The organism is Pseudomonas putida (assembly GCF_028682455.1).
Classification (GTDB): Bacteria; Pseudomonadota; Gammaproteobacteria; order Pseudomonadales; family Pseudomonadaceae; genus Aquipseudomonas; species Aquipseudomonas putida_AA.
Map to the genome: position 1 here is coordinate 808,915 of NZ_JANHLD010000003.1, position 15,994 is coordinate 824,908.

Sequence of the window (15,994 nt, forward strand, 5' to 3'; positions counted from 1 at the left end):
AAAAAGGGGAAGTGAGCTTCTCTTGTCCTTTGCACCGAAGGCAGGTGGCCGCTGGTACGGATGAAGCCGATGACGCCGCGGGATCGCCGTGCGCTCGGCCAGAGCTCATAAACCCGCCGGGATACTGGCGATGAATAGCCCGATTCTACACCGCTGGGGGCTTCTGGGAATGGCGTTGTGGATGGTCGGCCGCTTTTACTGATCGCGGGGCAAGCCCGCTCCTACCCGGTAGGAGCGGGCTTGCCCCGCGAATGCTCAGCTGTTGGGCAGCAAGCGGCAGGTGATGCTCTTGATGTAGCGGGTTTCCGGGATGGCCGGGTGAACCGGGTGATCCGGGCCCTGGCCGCCGCGCTCGAGCAGCTGGATGTTGCGGTCCAGGTGGCGGGCGCTGGTGAGCAGGATGTTCTGCAGGTCGTCTTCGGGCAGGTGCATCGAGCACGATGCGCTGACCAGGATGCCGTCCTTGCTCAGCAGGCGCATGGCCTGTTCGTTCAGGCGGCGGTAGGCGCCTTCACCGTTCTTCAGGTCTTTCTTGCGCTTGATGAAGGCGGGCGGGTCGGCAACGATCACGTCGAAGCGTTCTTCGGAGGCCTTGAGTTCCTTCAGGGCTTCGAACACATCGCCTTCGATGCAGGTGAGCTTCTCGGCAAAGCCGTTGAGCCCGGCATTGCGCTCGACGCCATCCAGGGCGAAGCCGGAGGCATCGACGCAGTACACTTCGCTGGCGCCGAAGGCACCGGCCTGCACGCCCCAGCCGCCGATGTAGCTGAACAGGTCGAGCACGCGCTTGCCCTTGACGTACGGCGCCAGGCGCGCGCGGTTCATGCGGTGGTCGTAGAACCAGCCGGTCTTCTGGCCTTCCATGACCGGCGCTTCGAACTTCACGCCGTTCTCTTCCAGGGCGACCCACTCCGGCACCAGGCCGAAGACGGTTTCGACGTAGCGGTTCAGGCCTTCGGCGTCGCGGGCGGCCGAGTCGTTCTTGAACAGGATGCCGGTTGGCTTGAGGACCTGGACCAGGGCGGCGATGACGTCGTCCTTGTGCTGTTCCATGGTGGCCGAGGCCAGCTGCACCACCAGGATGTCGCCGAAGCGGTCGACCACCAGGCCCGGCAGCAGGTCGGAGTCGCCGTACACCAGGCGGTAGAACGGCTTGTCGAACAGGCGCTCGCGCAGCGACAACGCGACATTGATGCGGTGCACCAGCAGCGATTTGTCCAGGGCCAGCTTGCTGTCGCGCGACAACAGGCGTGCGCAGATAAGGTTGTTCGGGCTCATGGCGACGATGCCCAGGGCCTTGCCGCCCGCGGTTTCGAGGATCGCCTGGTCACCGGCCTTGAAGCCATGCAGCGGGGTCGCGGCGACGTCGATTTCGTTGCTGTAGACCCACAGGTGGCCGGCGCGCAGGCGGCGGTCGGCATTGGCTTTGAGACGAAGGCTGGGCAGGGACATGACGTCGCTCCGGGAAAAAAGAGCGGGATTATAACCCGATGCCTGCCGTGCAGATTCGTCGTCGCGACAAATAGCAGGGTATCGCGCGCCTTTGGCTTGCCCACCGGGCGTGGCGATCGGGTTAGAATCGCGCCTCAGCCCCGAGTGTGTACATATGTCCCAGGAACTCTCCGCCGAACAGATCCAGCAAGCCCTGCAAGGTATCAGCGTACCGCCGCAACCGCAGATCATGGTTGACCTGCAGTTCGAGCAATACATGCCCGATCCTGACCTGGAGGTGATCGCCAAGCTGATCTCCCAGGACCCTGGCTTGTCCGGCGCCTTGCTCAAACTGGTCAATTCGCCCTACTACGGTTTGAGCAACAAGATCGCCTCGATCCAGCGCGCGGTGAACCTGCTGGGCAGCCGGTCGATCATCAACCTGATCAACGCCCAGTCGATCAAGGGCGAGATGAGCGACGAGACGATCGTCACCCTCAATCGCTTCTGGGATACCGCCCAGGACGTCGCCATGACCTGCATGACCCTGGCCAAGCGCATCGGCTCCCAGGCCGTGGACGAAGCCTATGCCCTGGGCCTCTTCCACGACTGCGGCGTGCCGCTGATGCTCAAGCGCTTCCCCGACTACATGAGTGTGCTCGAAGACGCCTACGCCAGTGCCGGCCCCAACCAGCGGGTGGTAGACACCGAGAACCAGGTGTTCAACACCAACCACGCGGTGGTCGGCTACTACACCGCCAAGTCCTGGCGCCTGCCGGAGCACCTGAGCAACGCCATCGCCAACCATCACAACGCCCTGGCGGTGTTCAGCGATGATTCGGCGCGCAACAGCCAGCTCAAGAACCTGCTGGCGATCCTCAAGATGGCCGAGCACATCTGTGCGTCGTACCGGGTGCTGGGTAATCAGAACGTGGACCACGAGTGGAATACCGTCGGGCCGCTGGTGCTCGACTACATCGGTTTGTCGGAGTACGACTTCGAGAACCTCAAGCAGACTATCCGCGAGTTGGGCGGTCACTGATTCATGCCGGAACTACCTGAAGTCGAAACTACCCGGCGCGGTATCGCGCCTTACCTGGAAGGCCAGCGGGTCAGCCGGGTGATCGTGCGCGACCGCCGCTTGCGCTGGCCTATCCCTGAAGACCTCGACATTCGCTTGTCCGGGCAGCGTTTCGTCAAGGTGGAGCGGCGGGCCAAGTACCTGCTGCTCAACGCCGAGGTGGGCACCCTGATCAGCCACCTGGGCATGTCGGGCAATTTACGCCTGGTCGAAATCGGCCTGCCGGCCGCCAAGCACGAGCATGTAGATATCGAATTGGAGTCGGGCCTGGCCCTGCGCTACACCGATCCGCGTCGCTTCGGTGCGATGCTCTGGAGCCTGGACCCGCTCAATCATGAGCTGCTGATCAAGTTGGGACCGGAGCCCCTGACCGACCTGTTCGATGGCGAGCGCCTGTTCCAGCTGTCGCGCGGCAAGCACGTGGCGGTCAAGCCGTTCATCATGGACAACGCCGTGGTGGTCGGGGTGGGCAATATCTACGCGACCGAGGCGCTGTTTGCCGCCGGTATCGACCCGCGCCGCGAGGCCGGGAGTATTTCCCGGGCGCGGTACCTGAAGCTTGCGATCGAGATCAAGCGCATCCTGGCCTGCGCCATCGAGCGCGGGGGCACCACCTTGCGCGACTTCATCGGTGGCGATGGCCAGCCAGGCTACTTCCAGCAGGAGCTGTTCGTGTACGGGCGGGGCGAGGAGCCTTGCAAGGTGTGCGGGAGCATTTTGCGCGAGGTCAAGCTGGGCCAGCGCGCCAGCGTCTTTTGCCTGCGCTGCCAGAAGTGAACCTGCTCAGCGCGGGCTGAGCACTGCCGATTCACCCACGCCGCGTGGATCGCTCGCGGCTTCCAGGGTGTTGGCGGCCTTGTTCCAATACAGCACCTGTTGATTGCCGTAGGTCCGCCCCAGGTCCTTGAGCGTGTAGCCGCGTGCCTGCAGTTCGCGTTGTTGCGCGGGGCTGAAGGTGCCGGGCTCATGCTCGACCACGTCCGGCAGGTACTGGTGGTGATAGCGCGGCACCGCGGGCCACTCGGCAATCGGTTTGCCCTCCAGAAAGCCCATCATCGACAGCAGCACCATGCTCGGAATCCGGCTGCCGCCGGGTGTACCGAAGGCGGCGAACTGGGTGGGGCTTTCGATGAAGCTTGGGCTCATGCTCGACAGCGGACGCTTGCCGGCCGCCACGGCGTTGGCCTGGCTGCCTGCCAACCCGTAGCTGTTGCTGCCCCTGGGGTCGGCGGCGAAATCGTCCATTTCGTTGTTCAGCACCACGCCCGTGCCGGGTGCGCTGAATGCGGCACCGAAGGGCAGGTTGACCGAGAGTGTCGCGGCCACGGCGTTGCCGTCGGCATCGATCACCGCAAAGTGGGTGGTGTGGTCGCCTTCGCGCCAGGCGGGGGCAACTGGCAGGCGGCTGCTCGGTGTGGCCTGGTACGCCTCGATGCTGTCGGCAAGGCCAGTCAGGTAGGGGCGAGCGAGCAATTGGGTGACGGGGTTGGCAACGTAATCCGGGTCGCCCAGCAGGCCGCGGTCGCGGTAGGCCCTGCGCAGGACCTCCAGCACATAGTGGCTGCGTTGCACGGGCTCTGCGCTCTGCCACGGCAAGCGTTGGAGCATGGCCAGGCTCTGCGCCAGGGCGACGCCACCGGCCGAAGGGGGTGGGGCGCTGATCAGTTCGCGTTGGCCGGCCAATTGATAGCGCAGCGGTTCACGTGTGGCGGTGCGGTAGTTGGCCAGGTCGTCGAGGCTCCAGATACCGCCTGCAGCTTGCACACCGTTGACCATGGCCTTGGCGGTGGGGCCGGCGTAGAAGCCATCGTGGCCCTGGCTGGCCAGGCGTTCGAGGGTAACGGCCAGCTCCGGTTGGCGGATTTGCGTGCCCAGTGTGGGGACCTCGCCCTGCTTGAGGAACAGGCGGGCGCTTTCCGGGTCGTCGCGCAGGGCGCTCAAGCGCATGGTCGCCCGGTCGCGGTAAATGCGGTCGACGGCAAAGCCTTCGTTGGCCAGGCGGATGGCCGGGGCCAGGGTGCTTTTGAGGGGCAGCTTGCCGTAGTGTGCGGCCAGGTCAGCCAGGGCTGCCGGCAGGCCGGGGATGGCTGCCGCCAGCGGGCCATTGATCGACAAGCCGGCCTGGACCTTGCCGTCCTTGAGGTACATGGCTTCGCTGGCCTTGCCCGGCGCTCGCTCGCGGGCATCCAGGAAGGCATAGCGTGCCGGGGTGTCGGCCTCGCGCAGGAGGAAGAATCCACCACCGCCCAAGCCCGAGCCATAGGGCTCGACCACTGCCAGCGCGGCGCTAACGGCAATGGCCGCATCGAAGGCGTTGCCGCCTTGTTCGAGGATTTCCCGTGCGGCCGCGGTGGCCTGGGCGTGAGGACTGGCGATCGCAGCCTGCCCCGGCCCTTGTGCCTGGGCACAGGCTGCCCCGAGCGCGAGCAGCGCGCCAAGGATCAGGGGGGACAGGCGGGCGACGAACGGCATCAGGCCTTGCCGGTGATTCGGCGGTATTTTTCCATCAACTGCTCTTCGGTCTCCGGATGGGCTTCATCCAGGGGGATGCAGTCAACCGGGCAGACTTGCTGGCATTGAGGCTCGTCATAGTGGCCCACGCACTGGGTGCACAGGTTCGGGTCGATCACGTAGATCTCTTCGCCCTGGGAAATAGCGGCGTTCGGGCACTCGGGTTCGCAGACGTCGCAGTTGATGCAATCGTCGGTGATGATCAGGGACATGGGGACTCCGGCCAGGGCTCAGAACCCTGGCATTTGAAAACCAATGGGCACAATTGTGCCGCATTAGCGCCCGTAGTGCACGCGGGCGCGGTCGTCAAATCACCGATGTCACTTCTTGAAGCGTTCGGTCAGGGCGTCGGCCACGATCGGATGGACGAACTTGGTGATGTCGCCACCCAGCGCCGCAATCTCCCGGACCAGGGTCGAGGAAATGAACGAATAACGCTCGGAGGGGGTCAGGAACAGGCTCTCGACATCGGGGGCGAGCTGACGGTTCATGTTCGCCAGCTGGAACTCGTACTCGAAGTCGGAGACCGCCCGCAGGCCGCGCAGGAACACATTGGCCTGCTGTTCCTTGGCGAAATGCGCCAACAGGCTGGAGAAGCCGATGACTTCGACATTGGGCAGGTGCTTGGTGACCTCACGAGCCAGTTCCACCCGTTGTTCCAGCGGGAACAGCGGGTTTTTCTTGGGGCTGGCGGCGACCGCAATGATCACCTGGTCGAACAGCCGCGAGGCACGCTCGACCAGATCGCCATGGCCCTTGGTAATAGGGTCGAAAGTACCTGGGTACAACACTCGGTTCATCGCGTCGTCCTGGCAGGAGTGCGTTGGGGAGTCGGATGGTATCGCAGCAGTGGCAGTCGGCCAAGTCGCCTGCGCACGCTGAAGGCACTATAGACAGTGTGTTGATTTGTTGTCATCTGCTGGCTACCAGGCGCTCGATCAGGGCATCAGTGAGCCGGGCGGTGAGGCCGTACACCGACAATTGCGGGTTGGCGCCGATGCTGGTGGGGAACAACGAGCCGTCGTGAATCGACAGGTTGGCCAACTGATGATGCCGTCCCAGGCTGTCGCAGACCGCCCGGCGCGGGTCTTCGCCCATGGCGCAGCCGCCCATGACGTGGGCGCTGCCCAGGCGGGTGCGAAACAGTTCCAGGCTGAGGTCGTCGATCATTTGCCGGGCTTGGGTCAGGGTATTCACGTAACGACCGTCACTGTGCATTGGCATGACCGCCTCGGCCCCGGCGGCGAACTGGATCTCGGCCATGCTGTGGAAGGCGCGGCGCACGCCATCCCACAGGTAGGGGGACACGGGATAGTCGAGCACCGGGGTGCCGTCGTCGCGCAACTGTACGGTGCCACCGACGCTGTCCGGGTGAAAACCGTCGCGCAGCAGCGCGAGCATGACGTGGGTGTTGGGCAACTGCTCCATGCGCAGGGCATTGTCGTGGCCAAGGCCACCGAGCAAGGTGGCGGCCAGCGCCGGTTGCAGCGGTGGCACTTCAAGCTTGTAACCGACCGGGCCGGTGGCGCCGTCGCGCCATTGAAAGTGATCGGAGTAGATCGACTGCGGTGCACCGTAGAACGGGTTGACCTTGTCCTTGAACAGGCCGGAGCTGAAGTTGACCAGGTGCAGGAAGGTGCGTTTGCCCAGGCGCTCATGCGGGTCGGGGGCGTCGGAACGCAGCAGCAGGGCCGGGCTGTTGATGCCGCCACCGGCGAGAATGTAATGCCGCGCCTTGACCTGGATCTGCCGGCCGGTAGGGTGCACGCAGCGCTCATCCATGGCGACGCATTGCAGGCTGCCGATGCGCTCGCCATCGTGGATCAAGCGTTCGGCGCGGGCCAGGTAGAGCAGCTCGCCGCCTTTTTCCAGGGTGGCTGGAATGGTCGTCACCAGCATTGACTGCTTGGCGTTGACCGGGCAGCCCATGCCGCAATAGCCCAGGTTCCAGCAGCCGCGCACGTTGCGCGGAATCACCTTCCAGCTGTAGTCCAGCGCCTCGCAGCCGCGGCGCAGTACCTCGTTGTTGGCATTGGGCGGCATGGCCCAGGGTGCGATGCCCAGGCGTCGTTCCATGCGTTCGAAATAAGGCGCCAGCTCGGCGCTGCCCAAGCCTTTGACGTCGTGATCGCTGGCCCAGTGCTGAAGGGTCTGCTCGGGGGTGCGAAAGCTCGATGTCCAGTTGATCAGGGTGGTACCTCCCACGGCACGGCCCTGCAAAATGGTGATGGCGCCATCCTTGCTCATGCGGCCGATGCCTTCCTGATAGAGGCTGGCATAGGCCTGGTCTTCGAGCAGGTGGAAGTCGCTGCTGGTCTTGAGGGGGCCTTCTTCGATCAGCAGCACCTTGAAGCCGGCGGCGCTGAGCAGCTCCGCGCTGGTGGCACCACCGGCGCCGCTGCCGATGATGGCGATATCGGCTTCCAGGTTCAGGTCGTGGTCCAGGCGCGAGGCGTCATGGGCTTTCCAGCCGCGGGCAAGGCCTTCGCGAAACAAGTCGGGTACGGGCATCTTCAGCCTCTTGTCGTTATGTTGTGGTTCAGACCTTGGGCGGGCCTGGATAGCCGCAATGCGCCCAGGATTCGGGCATTTCGTACCAGGCCATCTGCAACAGCTGCAGCAGCGAGGCATGCCCCATGCGCAACAGGTTCAGCGAGCTGTTTTCCCAGCGCCGCAGGAAGGCCTCGATCTGCTCGCCGCTGGCGTTTTCCCAGCGGCCCCAGACGCCGGTCAGTGGCCCGCGAGTGACCGGCAGGGCCAGCACATCGAACAGTTGTCGGGTCAGCTTGAGCATGGCCGGGGACAAGCTGGCGAGCTTGATGTCCAGGCGGTGCAGCAGGGCGTCGCGGGTATCGGAGGCTGCAGTACCGGCGAGGATCACCGGAATTACAGCCTGAAGGAGGGGCAGATCGCCCTGGCGCAGGGTAATGAAACCGCTGGCTGGGGTCTGTGCCGAGCAGCCGCTGAGGCTGGCGCCAAGCCCGGCGGTGGCCAGGAAGGCACTGGCGCCGAGGCTGAACTTGAGCAGGCCGCGGCGGCTCAGGGCGGGTGCGGCAGGCAGGCTTGTGGTCATTGTTGTCATGCCTGTGAGGGGGTTAGCGAATGAACAGTTTGTACACCAGCTTGATCAACGATTTGCCATAGGGTGGGTAGATGAACCGCGCAGCGTTGAAGCGCTGCTTGGCGAACACCGCCTTGGCCTGGCTGAAGGTCAGGAAGCCCTCGTGGCCGTGGTAGTGGCCCATGCCCGATGGGCCGACGCCGCCGAAGGGCAGGTCGTCCTGGGCTACATGCAGCAAGGTGTCATTGAGGCAGGCGCCGCCGGAATGGGTGTTTTCGAGCACTTTCTGTTGCTCGGCCCGGTCGTAGCCGAAGTAGTACAGCGCCAGGGGGCGAGGGCGCTGGTTGATATACAGCAGCGCTTGATCGAGGCTGTCGTAGGGCACCAGCGGCAGCAGCGGCCCGAAGATCTCGTCCTGCATCACGCGCATTTCGTCGCTGACCTGCAGCAGCAGGTGAGGTGGCAAGCGGCGGCCCTGACGAGGCTCCTGCGGGTACAGGTCAACCACCTTCGCGCCCTTGTCGCGAGCATCGCTCAGGTAGCTTTCCAGGCGCGCCAGGTGGCGTGGGTTGATGATCGCGCTGTAGTCCTGGTTGCCGGCTACGGTCGGGTAGAAGCGGTGAACCACGCTGCGATAGGCGGTGGCGAAGTCATCCAGGCGCTCGCGAGGTACCAGCACGTAGTCTGGCGCCACGCAGGTCTGCCCGGCATTGAGGGTCTTGCCGAAGGCGATACGCTCGGCGGCATCGGCGAGCGGAACGCTGGTCGAGACAATCGCCGGCGATTTGCCGCCCAGCTCCAGGGTGACCGGGGTCAGGTTCTGCGCCGCTGCCAGCATTACATGGCGACCGACACTGGTTGCGCCAGTGAACAGCAGGTGATCGAAGGGTAGGCGCGAGAACGCTTCGCCAACCTCTGCTTCGCCCAGCACCACGCTGATCAGGTCGTTGGGGAATACCGCTTCCAGCAATTGCTTGAGCAACAGGCCGGTGGCCGGAGTGGATTCGCTGAGCTTGAGCATGACCCGGTTGCCTGCGGCCAGGGCTCCGGTCAACGGGCCAATCGCCAGGAACAGCGGGTAGTTCCACGGCACGATGATCCCGACCACGCCCAAGGGCTGGTACAGCACTTTGGCGCTGGCGGGCTGGAAGGCCAGGCCTACTTTGCGGGGCGACGCCTTCATCCATTGCTTGATGTGGCGTTCGGCGTGGTGCAACCCCTGGATGCTCGGCATCAGCTCGGCCAGCCGGGTTTCGTCGGCGCTGCGGCCGCTGAAGTCTTCGCTGATGGCGCCGACCAGAGCGTCCTGATGGGTGAGCAGCATCTGGCGCAGGCTCTTGAGCCACTGTCGGCGTTGCGCCAAGGGCGGCATGGGGTTGCCGGCGAACGCCTGACGCTGGGCGCTGAATTGCGCGGTGAGTTCTTCAACGGCGGTCGCAGGCAAAAGACGAGCAGCATTGGCGGTCATGCGAAACTCCACGGCAGCGTTTTTTCTAGAGCTTATACTCTAATCAGGCCTTGATGCGACCCCTTTTTGACGACAGGCAGGTACATCCGCATCGGGATAAACCGTAAGATGGACTCATTCATTCAAGCCCGGTATCTGGAACTGATCATGGCCCCGCGTATCAAGACCCGCGAGCGCATCGTGCAAAACAGCCTGGAGCTGTTCAACCAGCAGGGCGAACGCAGTGTCAGTACCAACCACATTGCCGCCCACATGGAGATTTCCCCGGGCAACCTGTACTACCACTTCGCCAACAAGCAGGAAATCATCGCCGTGCTCTTCACCCAGTATGAAGAGCTGGTGGAGAGCTTCCTGCGCCCGCCCCAGGGGCGCCCTTCGACGGTCGATGACAAGCGCTTCTACCTGAAGGAGCTGCTGGCGGCGATGTGGAACTACCGCTTTTTGCACCGCGACCTCGAGCACCTGCTCGACAGCGACAAGGAGCTGGCGGCCCGTTACCGGCGCTTCTCCCAGCGCTGCCTGATCCAGGGCCAGGCCATCTATCGCGGTTTCGTCGACGCCGACATCGTCAAGATGGATGCCGTCCAGATCGAATCGCTGACCCTCAATGCCTGGATCGTGCTGACCTCCTGGGTGCGTTTTTTGTGCACCACCCGGGAGAACTCGGCGCACTTGAGCGAGGACGCCTTCAAGCGTGGGGTCTATCAGGTGTTGGTGCTCGAACTCGGTTTTGTCACCGCCACCGCTCGTCCGGCGGTGGATGCGCTGTGCCAGGAATTCTACGTTTCGCTCAATCAGGCCCTGGAGCAATAAAGCCCGGGCCCTACTCGTTCAATCGTTCAGGAGACTGTCATGCCCCTCGCGCAACTGATCACCGCCCAGCAATTGGCCGAGCGCCTGGAGGCGCCGGCGCTGGTGATTCTCGATTGTCGTTTTGCACTGGAAGACAGTGACTATGGTCAGCGCAGTTACGCCGAGGGGCATATCGCCGGGGCGCATTTCGCCGACCTTGAGCGTGACCTCAGTGGCCCAATCGTCAAGGGTGTGACGGGGCGTCACCCCCTGCCCGACCCGCATCGCCTGGTCGAGCGCTTGCGCAGTTGGGGCATCGATAACGACAGTGAGATCGTCCTGTATGACGACGGCCCAGGTGCCTTTGCCGCCCGAGCCTGGTGGCTGCTGGCCTGGCTGGGCAAGCGCAGCGGGGTGGCAATCCTCGATGGCGGCCTGAAGGCCTGGCACGCAGCCGGGTTGCCCTTGAGTCTCGATCCGCCGAACCGCCGCGAGGGCAGCTTCAGCGGTGAGCCGGACATGAACCTGGTCATTGATGCCGAGCAGTTGGCCGAGCGTCTGGGCCAACCTGACCTGACCCTGATCGACGCCCGTGGCTTGCCGCGTTTTCGCGGTGAAGTCGAACCGATCGACCCGGTGGCCGGGCACATCCCTGGGGCGCAGTGCGCGGCATTCACGGACAACCTGGGCGCCGAGGGCCGCTTTTTGCCGGCCGACCAGCTCAAGCAGCGCTTTGCCGAAAAGATCGGCAAGCGCGCGCCTGAACAGCTGGTGGCCTACTGCGGTTCGGGCGTGACGGCGTGTCACAACTTGTTTGCCCTGGCGCTGGCCGGGTATCCGCTGGGCAAACTGTATGCGGGGTCCTGGAGCGAGTGGATCACCCAGCCGCAACGGCAGGTGGCGACGGGCGATTGAGACAGCATCGTGGGGCAACCCCGCTCCTGCAGGCTCTGTGGGAGGGGCTCGCCCCGCGATTCAACTCTGCGCCAACCACTGCGGAATCCGCCTCTCCAGGTAGTACCCGGGGTTGCGCAGGCTGCCATCGACAAAACCGACATGCCCACCGCGTGCGTGTAGCTCGAAGGTGGTCTGTGGCGGCAGTTCATTGGCCGAAGGCAAGCTGTGGCTGAACACGAACGGGTCGTCGCTGGAGTGGATGATCAGCGTCGGCGTGCGGTTTTCACCGAGGAAATAGCGGCTCGAAGCCCGGCGGTAATAGTCCTTCGCATCGACAAAGCCGTTGAGCGGCGCCGTCACCCGGCCATCGAAATCCCAGAACGTGCGCAGGTTTTCCAGCGGTCCGAGACGCTCCAGGGCGGCAAGGCCTTCCTGGTGGTCGTGATGCTTGAAGTGCCGCTGTTTGTCTTTCACGTACGCCAGCATCGCGCGCATGAAGTGCGCCTGGTACACCTTGGAAAAGCCGAGGCCGATGCGGTCGGCGCACTGGTCCAGGCGAAACGGCACCGACACCGCTACCGCTGCCTGCAACTGGCTCGCCGAGCCGACTTCCCCCAGGTGCTTGAGCAACACGTTGCCCCCCAGCGAATACCCCACGGCATACAGCGGTGCCTGCGGGCGGCTGGCGCGCAGGTGACCGATGGCCTCGGCGAGGTCTTCGCTGGCGCCGGAGTGATAGCTGCGCGCAAGCAGGTTCGGCTCGCCCGAGCAGCCGCGCCAGTTCAGCGCCACGCTGGCCCAGCCACGGCCAGCCAGGGCCTGCTGCAAGCCGATCACATAAGGGGAGTGGGACGATCCGGTCAGCCCATGCAGTACCAGTACCAGCGGTGTGGTGGCTTGGTGCGGGCCGTGCCAGTCGAGATCAAGAAAGTCCCCGTCGCAGAGCCACAGCCGTTCACGTAGACGGTTCAGCACTGCGGATCTGCGCCACAGCGGCCCCCATAGCGTCTGCATATGCGGGTTGCCCAGCCCCAGGGCGGGTTTGAAGGGGCTGGGCGCAGAAGGGGACATCGGGGTTATCTCGGCAAAAAGGCGCAATGGTTGGTTACAAGTGTAACGTCCGTTGCGCCTTTGTGCGTTGAATCAGCCGCGCTGCCAGAGTGCGTAGTACACCTGGCCGGCTTTCTTTTCCCGGTGCAGGCGCCAGTTGCCGGGCAGCTGCAGGGTCGAGGGCGGGGTTTCGCTTTCGGTGTAGATCCAGGCGTTGGCGGCCAGCCAGTTGCGCTCTTCGAGCAGGGCGCAGGTAGTGGGCAGTAGCTCCTGATGGAACGGTGGGTCGAGGAACACCAGGTCGAACGCCATTTTCGGCTCGCCCTGCAGGTAGCGCTGGGCGTCGCTCTGGATCAACTGGCCACGCGGGCAGCGCAGCAGCTCCAGGTTCTGTCGCAGGCTGGCGATGGCAGCCGGGTTGCTGTCCAGGGCTACCGCCTCGCTGGCGCCGCGCGACAGCGCCTCAAGGTACAGCGCGCCGCTGCCGGCAAAGGCATCGAGCACCTTGGCGCCTTCGATATGCGGCGCGAGCCAGTTGAACAGGGTCTCGCGCACCCGGTCTGGCGTTGGGCGCAGGCCGGGGGCGTCGGGGAAGCTCAGGCGACGGCTGCGCCATTCGCCGGCGATGATGCGCAGTTGGCCGGTGCCGTGATGTGGCTTGGCCGATTTTGCAGATGGACTGGCCATTAATGCTCCGGTACGCCAAGCGGTTGCTCGGCGGGTTTGTCGGTGGGCGGCGGCAAAGGCTTTTGCGGCACGCTTGGGCCGGCGGTGACGATGACCATCTTATCCGCGGCCAGATGTTTGTTCAGGGCTGCCTTGACCTGTTCGGTGGTCAGGGCCTGGGATTGTTGCATGTAGTCTTCCAGCCAGGTCAGCGGCAGGTTGTAGAAGCCGATGGCGCCCAGTTGGCCGACGATGCTCGCGTTGCTGGCGTTGGACAGCGGGAAGCTGCCGGCCAGTTCACGCTTGGCGTCATCCAGCTCCTGCTGGCTCGGGCCGGTCTTGAGGTAGTCGCTGAGGATGTCCTGGACCAGCTTGAGGGTGCCCTCGCTGAGTTCGGCGCGGGTCTGCAGGTTGATCATGAACGGGCCACGGACCTGCATCGGGCTGAATACCGAGTATACGCCGTAGGTCAGGCCGCGTTTTTCGCGCACTTCGCTCATCAGGCGGGTACCGAAGGTGCCGCCACCGAGAATCTGGTTGCCCAGCGACAGCGCAGCGTAGTCCGGATCGTTACGGTCGATACCCAGCTGGGCCAGCATCAGGTGGGTCTGCTTGGACGGGAAGTCGATATGCGTGGTGCCACCCTTGGGCTCGGTGGGCTGGTCCGGCTTGGCCAGCGCCGGACCCTTGGGCAGGGCGGCCGAGACCTGTGCGGCGATGGCTTCGGCTTCGCTGCGGCTCAGGTCGCCGACCAGGGCAATGACCGCGTTGCCGGCGGTGTAGGCCTTGGCGTGGAAGGCGCGCAGCTGCTCAAGGGTAATCGGCGGAATGCTCTTGGCGGTGCCGTCACTGGGGTGGGCGTAAGGGTGGCTGCCGTACAGGCGCTCGAACAGCGCGATGCTGGCCTGCTTGCCCGGGTTCTGCTTCTGGTACTCGAAGCCTGCCTGCAGCTGGTTCTTGATGCGCTCGAGGGCATCCTGCGGGAAGGTCGGCTTGCCGACGACCTCGGCGAACAGTTTCAGCGCCGGCTCGCGTTTGTCTGCCGCGCTCAGGCTGCGCAGGGTGGCCACGGCCATGTCGCGGTAGGCACCGTTGCCAAAGTCGGCTCCCAGGCCTTCGAAGCCTTCGGCGATGGCGGTGACGTCCTTGCCGGCCACGCCTTCGTTCAGCATGGCATTGGTCAGGGTCGCCAGGCCTGGCGTATCGCCGTCCTGGCTGCTGCCCGCGGCGAAGGTCAGGCGCAGGTCGAACATCGGCAGCTCGCGGGCTTCGACGAACAGCACCTTGGCGCCTTCCGTGGTGTTCCAGGTCTGGATGTTCAGTTGACGGCGGCTTGGCGCCTTGCCATCCAGCTCGGCCAGTGTCTGCAGGGTGTTGGCGGGCTTGGCTGCGGAGGCGCTGGCAGGTTGCGCCGCGTTGTCCGACTGGGCCGGCTTGGCCAGGAAGAACGCCAGCACGCCAACCAGCAGCAGGACGCCGAGGCCGATCAAGGTGTAGCGGGGTGCGCTGCGGTCACTCATGAGCGGTCTCCTCGGGCAATACGTGGGCAACGCTCAGGCGTTCACGGGTGAAATAGGTGCGCGCAGCGTTCTGGATGTCGGCCGGGGTCACGCTCTTGAGCTCATCGAGTTCGCTGTCGATCAGTTTCCACGACAGGCCGACTGTTTCCAGCATGCCGATGGCGGTGGCCTGGCTGCTGATGGAGTCGCGGTCGTAGACCAGCCCGGCGATCACCTGGGCCCGTACACGCTCCAGTTCTTCAGCCGACGGCGGGGTGCTCTTGAGTTCGTCGAGCAGCTTCCAGATGCCGCCTTCCACCTCGGCTAGGGTCTTGTTCTTCTGCTGGTTTGGTGTGGCCGAGATCAGGAACAGGCTGTCGCCACGGGTGAACGGGTTGTAGTTGGATGAGGCGCCGGATACCAGCTCCTGGCCGCGCTCCAGCCGGCTCGGCAGGCGGGCGCTGTAACCGCCGTCCAGCAGCGCGGAGATCAGGCGCAGGGCGTGCACGGTGCGCGGGTCCTTGGCGGTGGCCAGGCCCGGGACGTTGAAACCGTAGATCAGGCTCGGCAACTGGGTGCGTACATGCAGGGTGGTTTCCCGCAGGCCCGGCTCGGCCAGCTCCAGTGGCAGCTTGACCGGTGGGATCGCACGCTTGGCAATCGGGCCGAAGAAGCGCTGGGCCAGGCCCTTGACCTCTTCGGCGGTGACGTCACCGACTACCACCAGGGTGGCGTTGTTCGGCGCATACCAGGATTCGTACCAGTGACGCAGTTCCTCGACCTTCATGCGGTCCAGGTCGGCCATCCAGCCGATGGTCGGGGTGCGGTAGCTGCTGGCGGGGAAGGCCATGGCGCTGAACAGCTCGAACGCCTTGGCGCTGGGCTGGTCGTCGGTGCGCAGGCGGCGCTCTTCCTTGATGACCTCGATTTCGCGGCTGAACTCGTCGGCCGGCAGGCGCAGGCTGGCCATGCGGTCGGCTTCAAGCTCCAGGGCGACCGGCAGGCGGTCGCGGGCCAGCACCTGGTAGTAAGCGGTGTAGTCGTCGCTGGTGAAGGCGTTTTCTTCGGCGCCCAGGTCACGCAGGATGCGCGAGGCTTCGCCGGGGCCAAGTTTCTCGCTGCCCTTGAACATCATGTGCTCCAGGGCGTGGGACAGGCCGGTCTGGCCCGGGGACTCGTAGGTGGAGCCCACCTTGTACCAGATTTGCGAAACCACCACCGGCGCCCGGTGGTCCTCGCGCACGACCACTTTCAGGCCGTTGTCGAGAATGAACTCGTGGGTGGGTTGCGGATCGGCGGCAAAGGCGGCGAGCGGCAGAAAAACTGTGCTGAGCAACAGGCCAGCGGCGCGGCGGGCTAGAGCATTCATACGTTGTTTAACCTGTAGGACTGCCCGCGTGGTCTTAGCGTCAGCGGGCTAGGAGGTGCTAGGATACTGATCCGGTTGCCTGACGACCATGCCTGTCGTGGATCTGACCCGCAGGCCACAAGACAAAATGTTGCGCATGAACGAGCCGGAATAAAAGTAGTCTGTTCTG

General features: G+C 64.5%; 15 protein-coding genes. 4 read left to right on the forward strand and 11 right to left on the reverse strand.

Going from position 1 to position 15,994, the window contains the following annotated elements; genetic code table 11:
- Nucleotides 1-255: 255 nt before the first annotated feature.
- Nucleotides 256-1,452, reverse strand: coding sequence for a class I SAM-dependent rRNA methyltransferase (locus tag NPS58_RS20830; RefSeq protein WP_274117170.1), 1,197 nt, complete (start codon nucleotides 1,450-1,452; stop codon nucleotides 256-258).
- 154 nt (nucleotides 1,453-1,606) lie between these two features.
- Between NPS58_RS20830 and NPS58_RS20835 the strand changes: the two genes are divergently transcribed.
- Nucleotides 1,607-2,473 carry an HDOD domain-containing protein gene (locus NPS58_RS20835; protein WP_274117171.1) on the forward strand — a complete coding sequence of 289 codons (867 nt, stop codon included), beginning with the start codon at nucleotides 1,607-1,609 and terminating at the stop codon, nucleotides 2,471-2,473.
- Nucleotides 2,474-2,476: 3 nt separating this feature from the next.
- A complete protein-coding gene (mutM, locus tag NPS58_RS20840) occupies nucleotides 2,477-3,289 on the forward strand; it encodes a bifunctional DNA-formamidopyrimidine glycosylase/DNA-(apurinic or apyrimidinic site) lyase (RefSeq protein WP_274117172.1) in 813 nt (270 codons plus the stop codon).
- A gap of 6 nt (nucleotides 3,290-3,295) precedes the next feature.
- Here the strand turns inward: mutM and ggt are convergent, their stop codons facing one another.
- The 6 genes from ggt to NPS58_RS20870 all read right to left on the reverse strand — a co-directional run bounded on the left by ggt (nucleotide 3,296) and on the right by NPS58_RS20870 (nucleotide 9,552).
- Nucleotides 3,296-4,984, reverse strand: a complete 1,689-nt coding sequence (ggt, locus tag NPS58_RS20845; protein ID WP_274117173.1) for a gamma-glutamyltransferase — start codon at nucleotides 4,982-4,984, stop codon at nucleotides 3,296-3,298.
- Nucleotides 4,984-5,235, reverse strand: a complete 252-nt coding sequence (locus NPS58_RS20850) for a YfhL family 4Fe-4S dicluster ferredoxin (RefSeq protein WP_010222176.1) — start codon at nucleotides 5,233-5,235, stop codon at nucleotides 4,984-4,986. Before NPS58_RS20850 ends, ggt begins: the two co-directional genes overlap by 1 nt.
- Nucleotides 5,236-5,343: 108 nt before the next feature.
- Nucleotides 5,344-5,823: a pantetheine-phosphate adenylyltransferase gene (coaD, locus tag NPS58_RS20855; RefSeq protein ID WP_028943888.1), complete on the reverse strand. Its 480-nt coding sequence runs from the start codon at nucleotides 5,821-5,823 to the stop codon at nucleotides 5,344-5,346.
- A 112-nt stretch (nucleotides 5,824-5,935) separates the two neighbouring features.
- Nucleotides 5,936-7,534: a GMC family oxidoreductase gene (locus tag NPS58_RS20860; RefSeq protein WP_274117174.1), complete on the reverse strand. Its 1,599-nt coding sequence runs from the start codon at nucleotides 7,532-7,534 to the stop codon at nucleotides 5,936-5,938.
- A gap of 28 nt (nucleotides 7,535-7,562) precedes the next feature.
- Nucleotides 7,563-8,096 (reverse strand): twin-arginine translocation pathway signal protein, encoded by a 534-nt coding sequence (locus tag NPS58_RS20865; RefSeq protein WP_274117175.1) that lies wholly within the window; start codon nucleotides 8,094-8,096, stop codon nucleotides 7,563-7,565.
- 22 nt (nucleotides 8,097-8,118) lie between these two features.
- Nucleotides 8,119-9,552: a coniferyl aldehyde dehydrogenase gene (locus NPS58_RS20870; protein ID WP_274117176.1), complete on the reverse strand. Its 1,434-nt coding sequence runs from the start codon at nucleotides 9,550-9,552 to the stop codon at nucleotides 8,119-8,121.
- 147 nt (nucleotides 9,553-9,699) lie between these two features.
- Between NPS58_RS20870 and NPS58_RS20875 the strand changes: the two genes are divergently transcribed.
- Both NPS58_RS20875 and NPS58_RS20880 read left to right on the forward strand, forming a co-directional pair.
- Nucleotides 9,700-10,365 carry a TetR/AcrR family transcriptional regulator gene (locus tag NPS58_RS20875; protein ID WP_274117585.1) on the forward strand — a complete coding sequence of 222 codons (666 nt, stop codon included), beginning with the start codon at nucleotides 9,700-9,702 and terminating at the stop codon, nucleotides 10,363-10,365.
- Nucleotides 10,366-10,404: 39 nt separating this feature from the next.
- Nucleotides 10,405-11,259 carry a sulfurtransferase gene (locus tag NPS58_RS20880; RefSeq protein WP_274117177.1) on the forward strand — a complete coding sequence of 285 codons (855 nt, stop codon included), beginning with the start codon at nucleotides 10,405-10,407 and terminating at the stop codon, nucleotides 11,257-11,259.
- A gap of 60 nt (nucleotides 11,260-11,319) precedes the next feature.
- Here NPS58_RS20880 and NPS58_RS20885 read toward each other — a convergent pair whose 3' ends face one another.
- The 4 genes from NPS58_RS20885 to NPS58_RS20900 form a co-directional block, all read right to left on the reverse strand.
- The gene (locus tag NPS58_RS20885) at nucleotides 11,320-12,312 is read right to left on the reverse strand and encodes a hydrolase (RefSeq protein ID WP_274117178.1); all 993 of its coding nucleotides are present in this window, start codon (nucleotides 12,310-12,312) and stop codon (nucleotides 11,320-11,322) included.
- Nucleotides 12,313-12,384: 72 nt separating this feature from the next.
- Nucleotides 12,385-12,978, reverse strand: a complete 594-nt coding sequence (gene rsmD, locus NPS58_RS20890; protein ID WP_028943895.1) for a 16S rRNA (guanine(966)-N(2))-methyltransferase RsmD — start codon at nucleotides 12,976-12,978, stop codon at nucleotides 12,385-12,387.
- Nucleotides 12,978-14,477, reverse strand: coding sequence for a M16 family metallopeptidase (locus NPS58_RS20895; protein ID WP_274117179.1), 1,500 nt, complete (start codon nucleotides 14,475-14,477; stop codon nucleotides 12,978-12,980). Before NPS58_RS20895 ends, rsmD begins: the two co-directional genes overlap by 1 nt.
- Entirely contained in the window at nucleotides 14,470-15,825 is a 1,356-nt protein-coding gene (locus NPS58_RS20900; protein ID WP_274117180.1) for a M16 family metallopeptidase, read from the reverse strand. The genes NPS58_RS20895 and NPS58_RS20900 overlap by 8 nt, the downstream gene beginning before the upstream one ends.
- Between the last annotated feature and the right edge of the window lie 169 nt (nucleotides 15,826-15,994).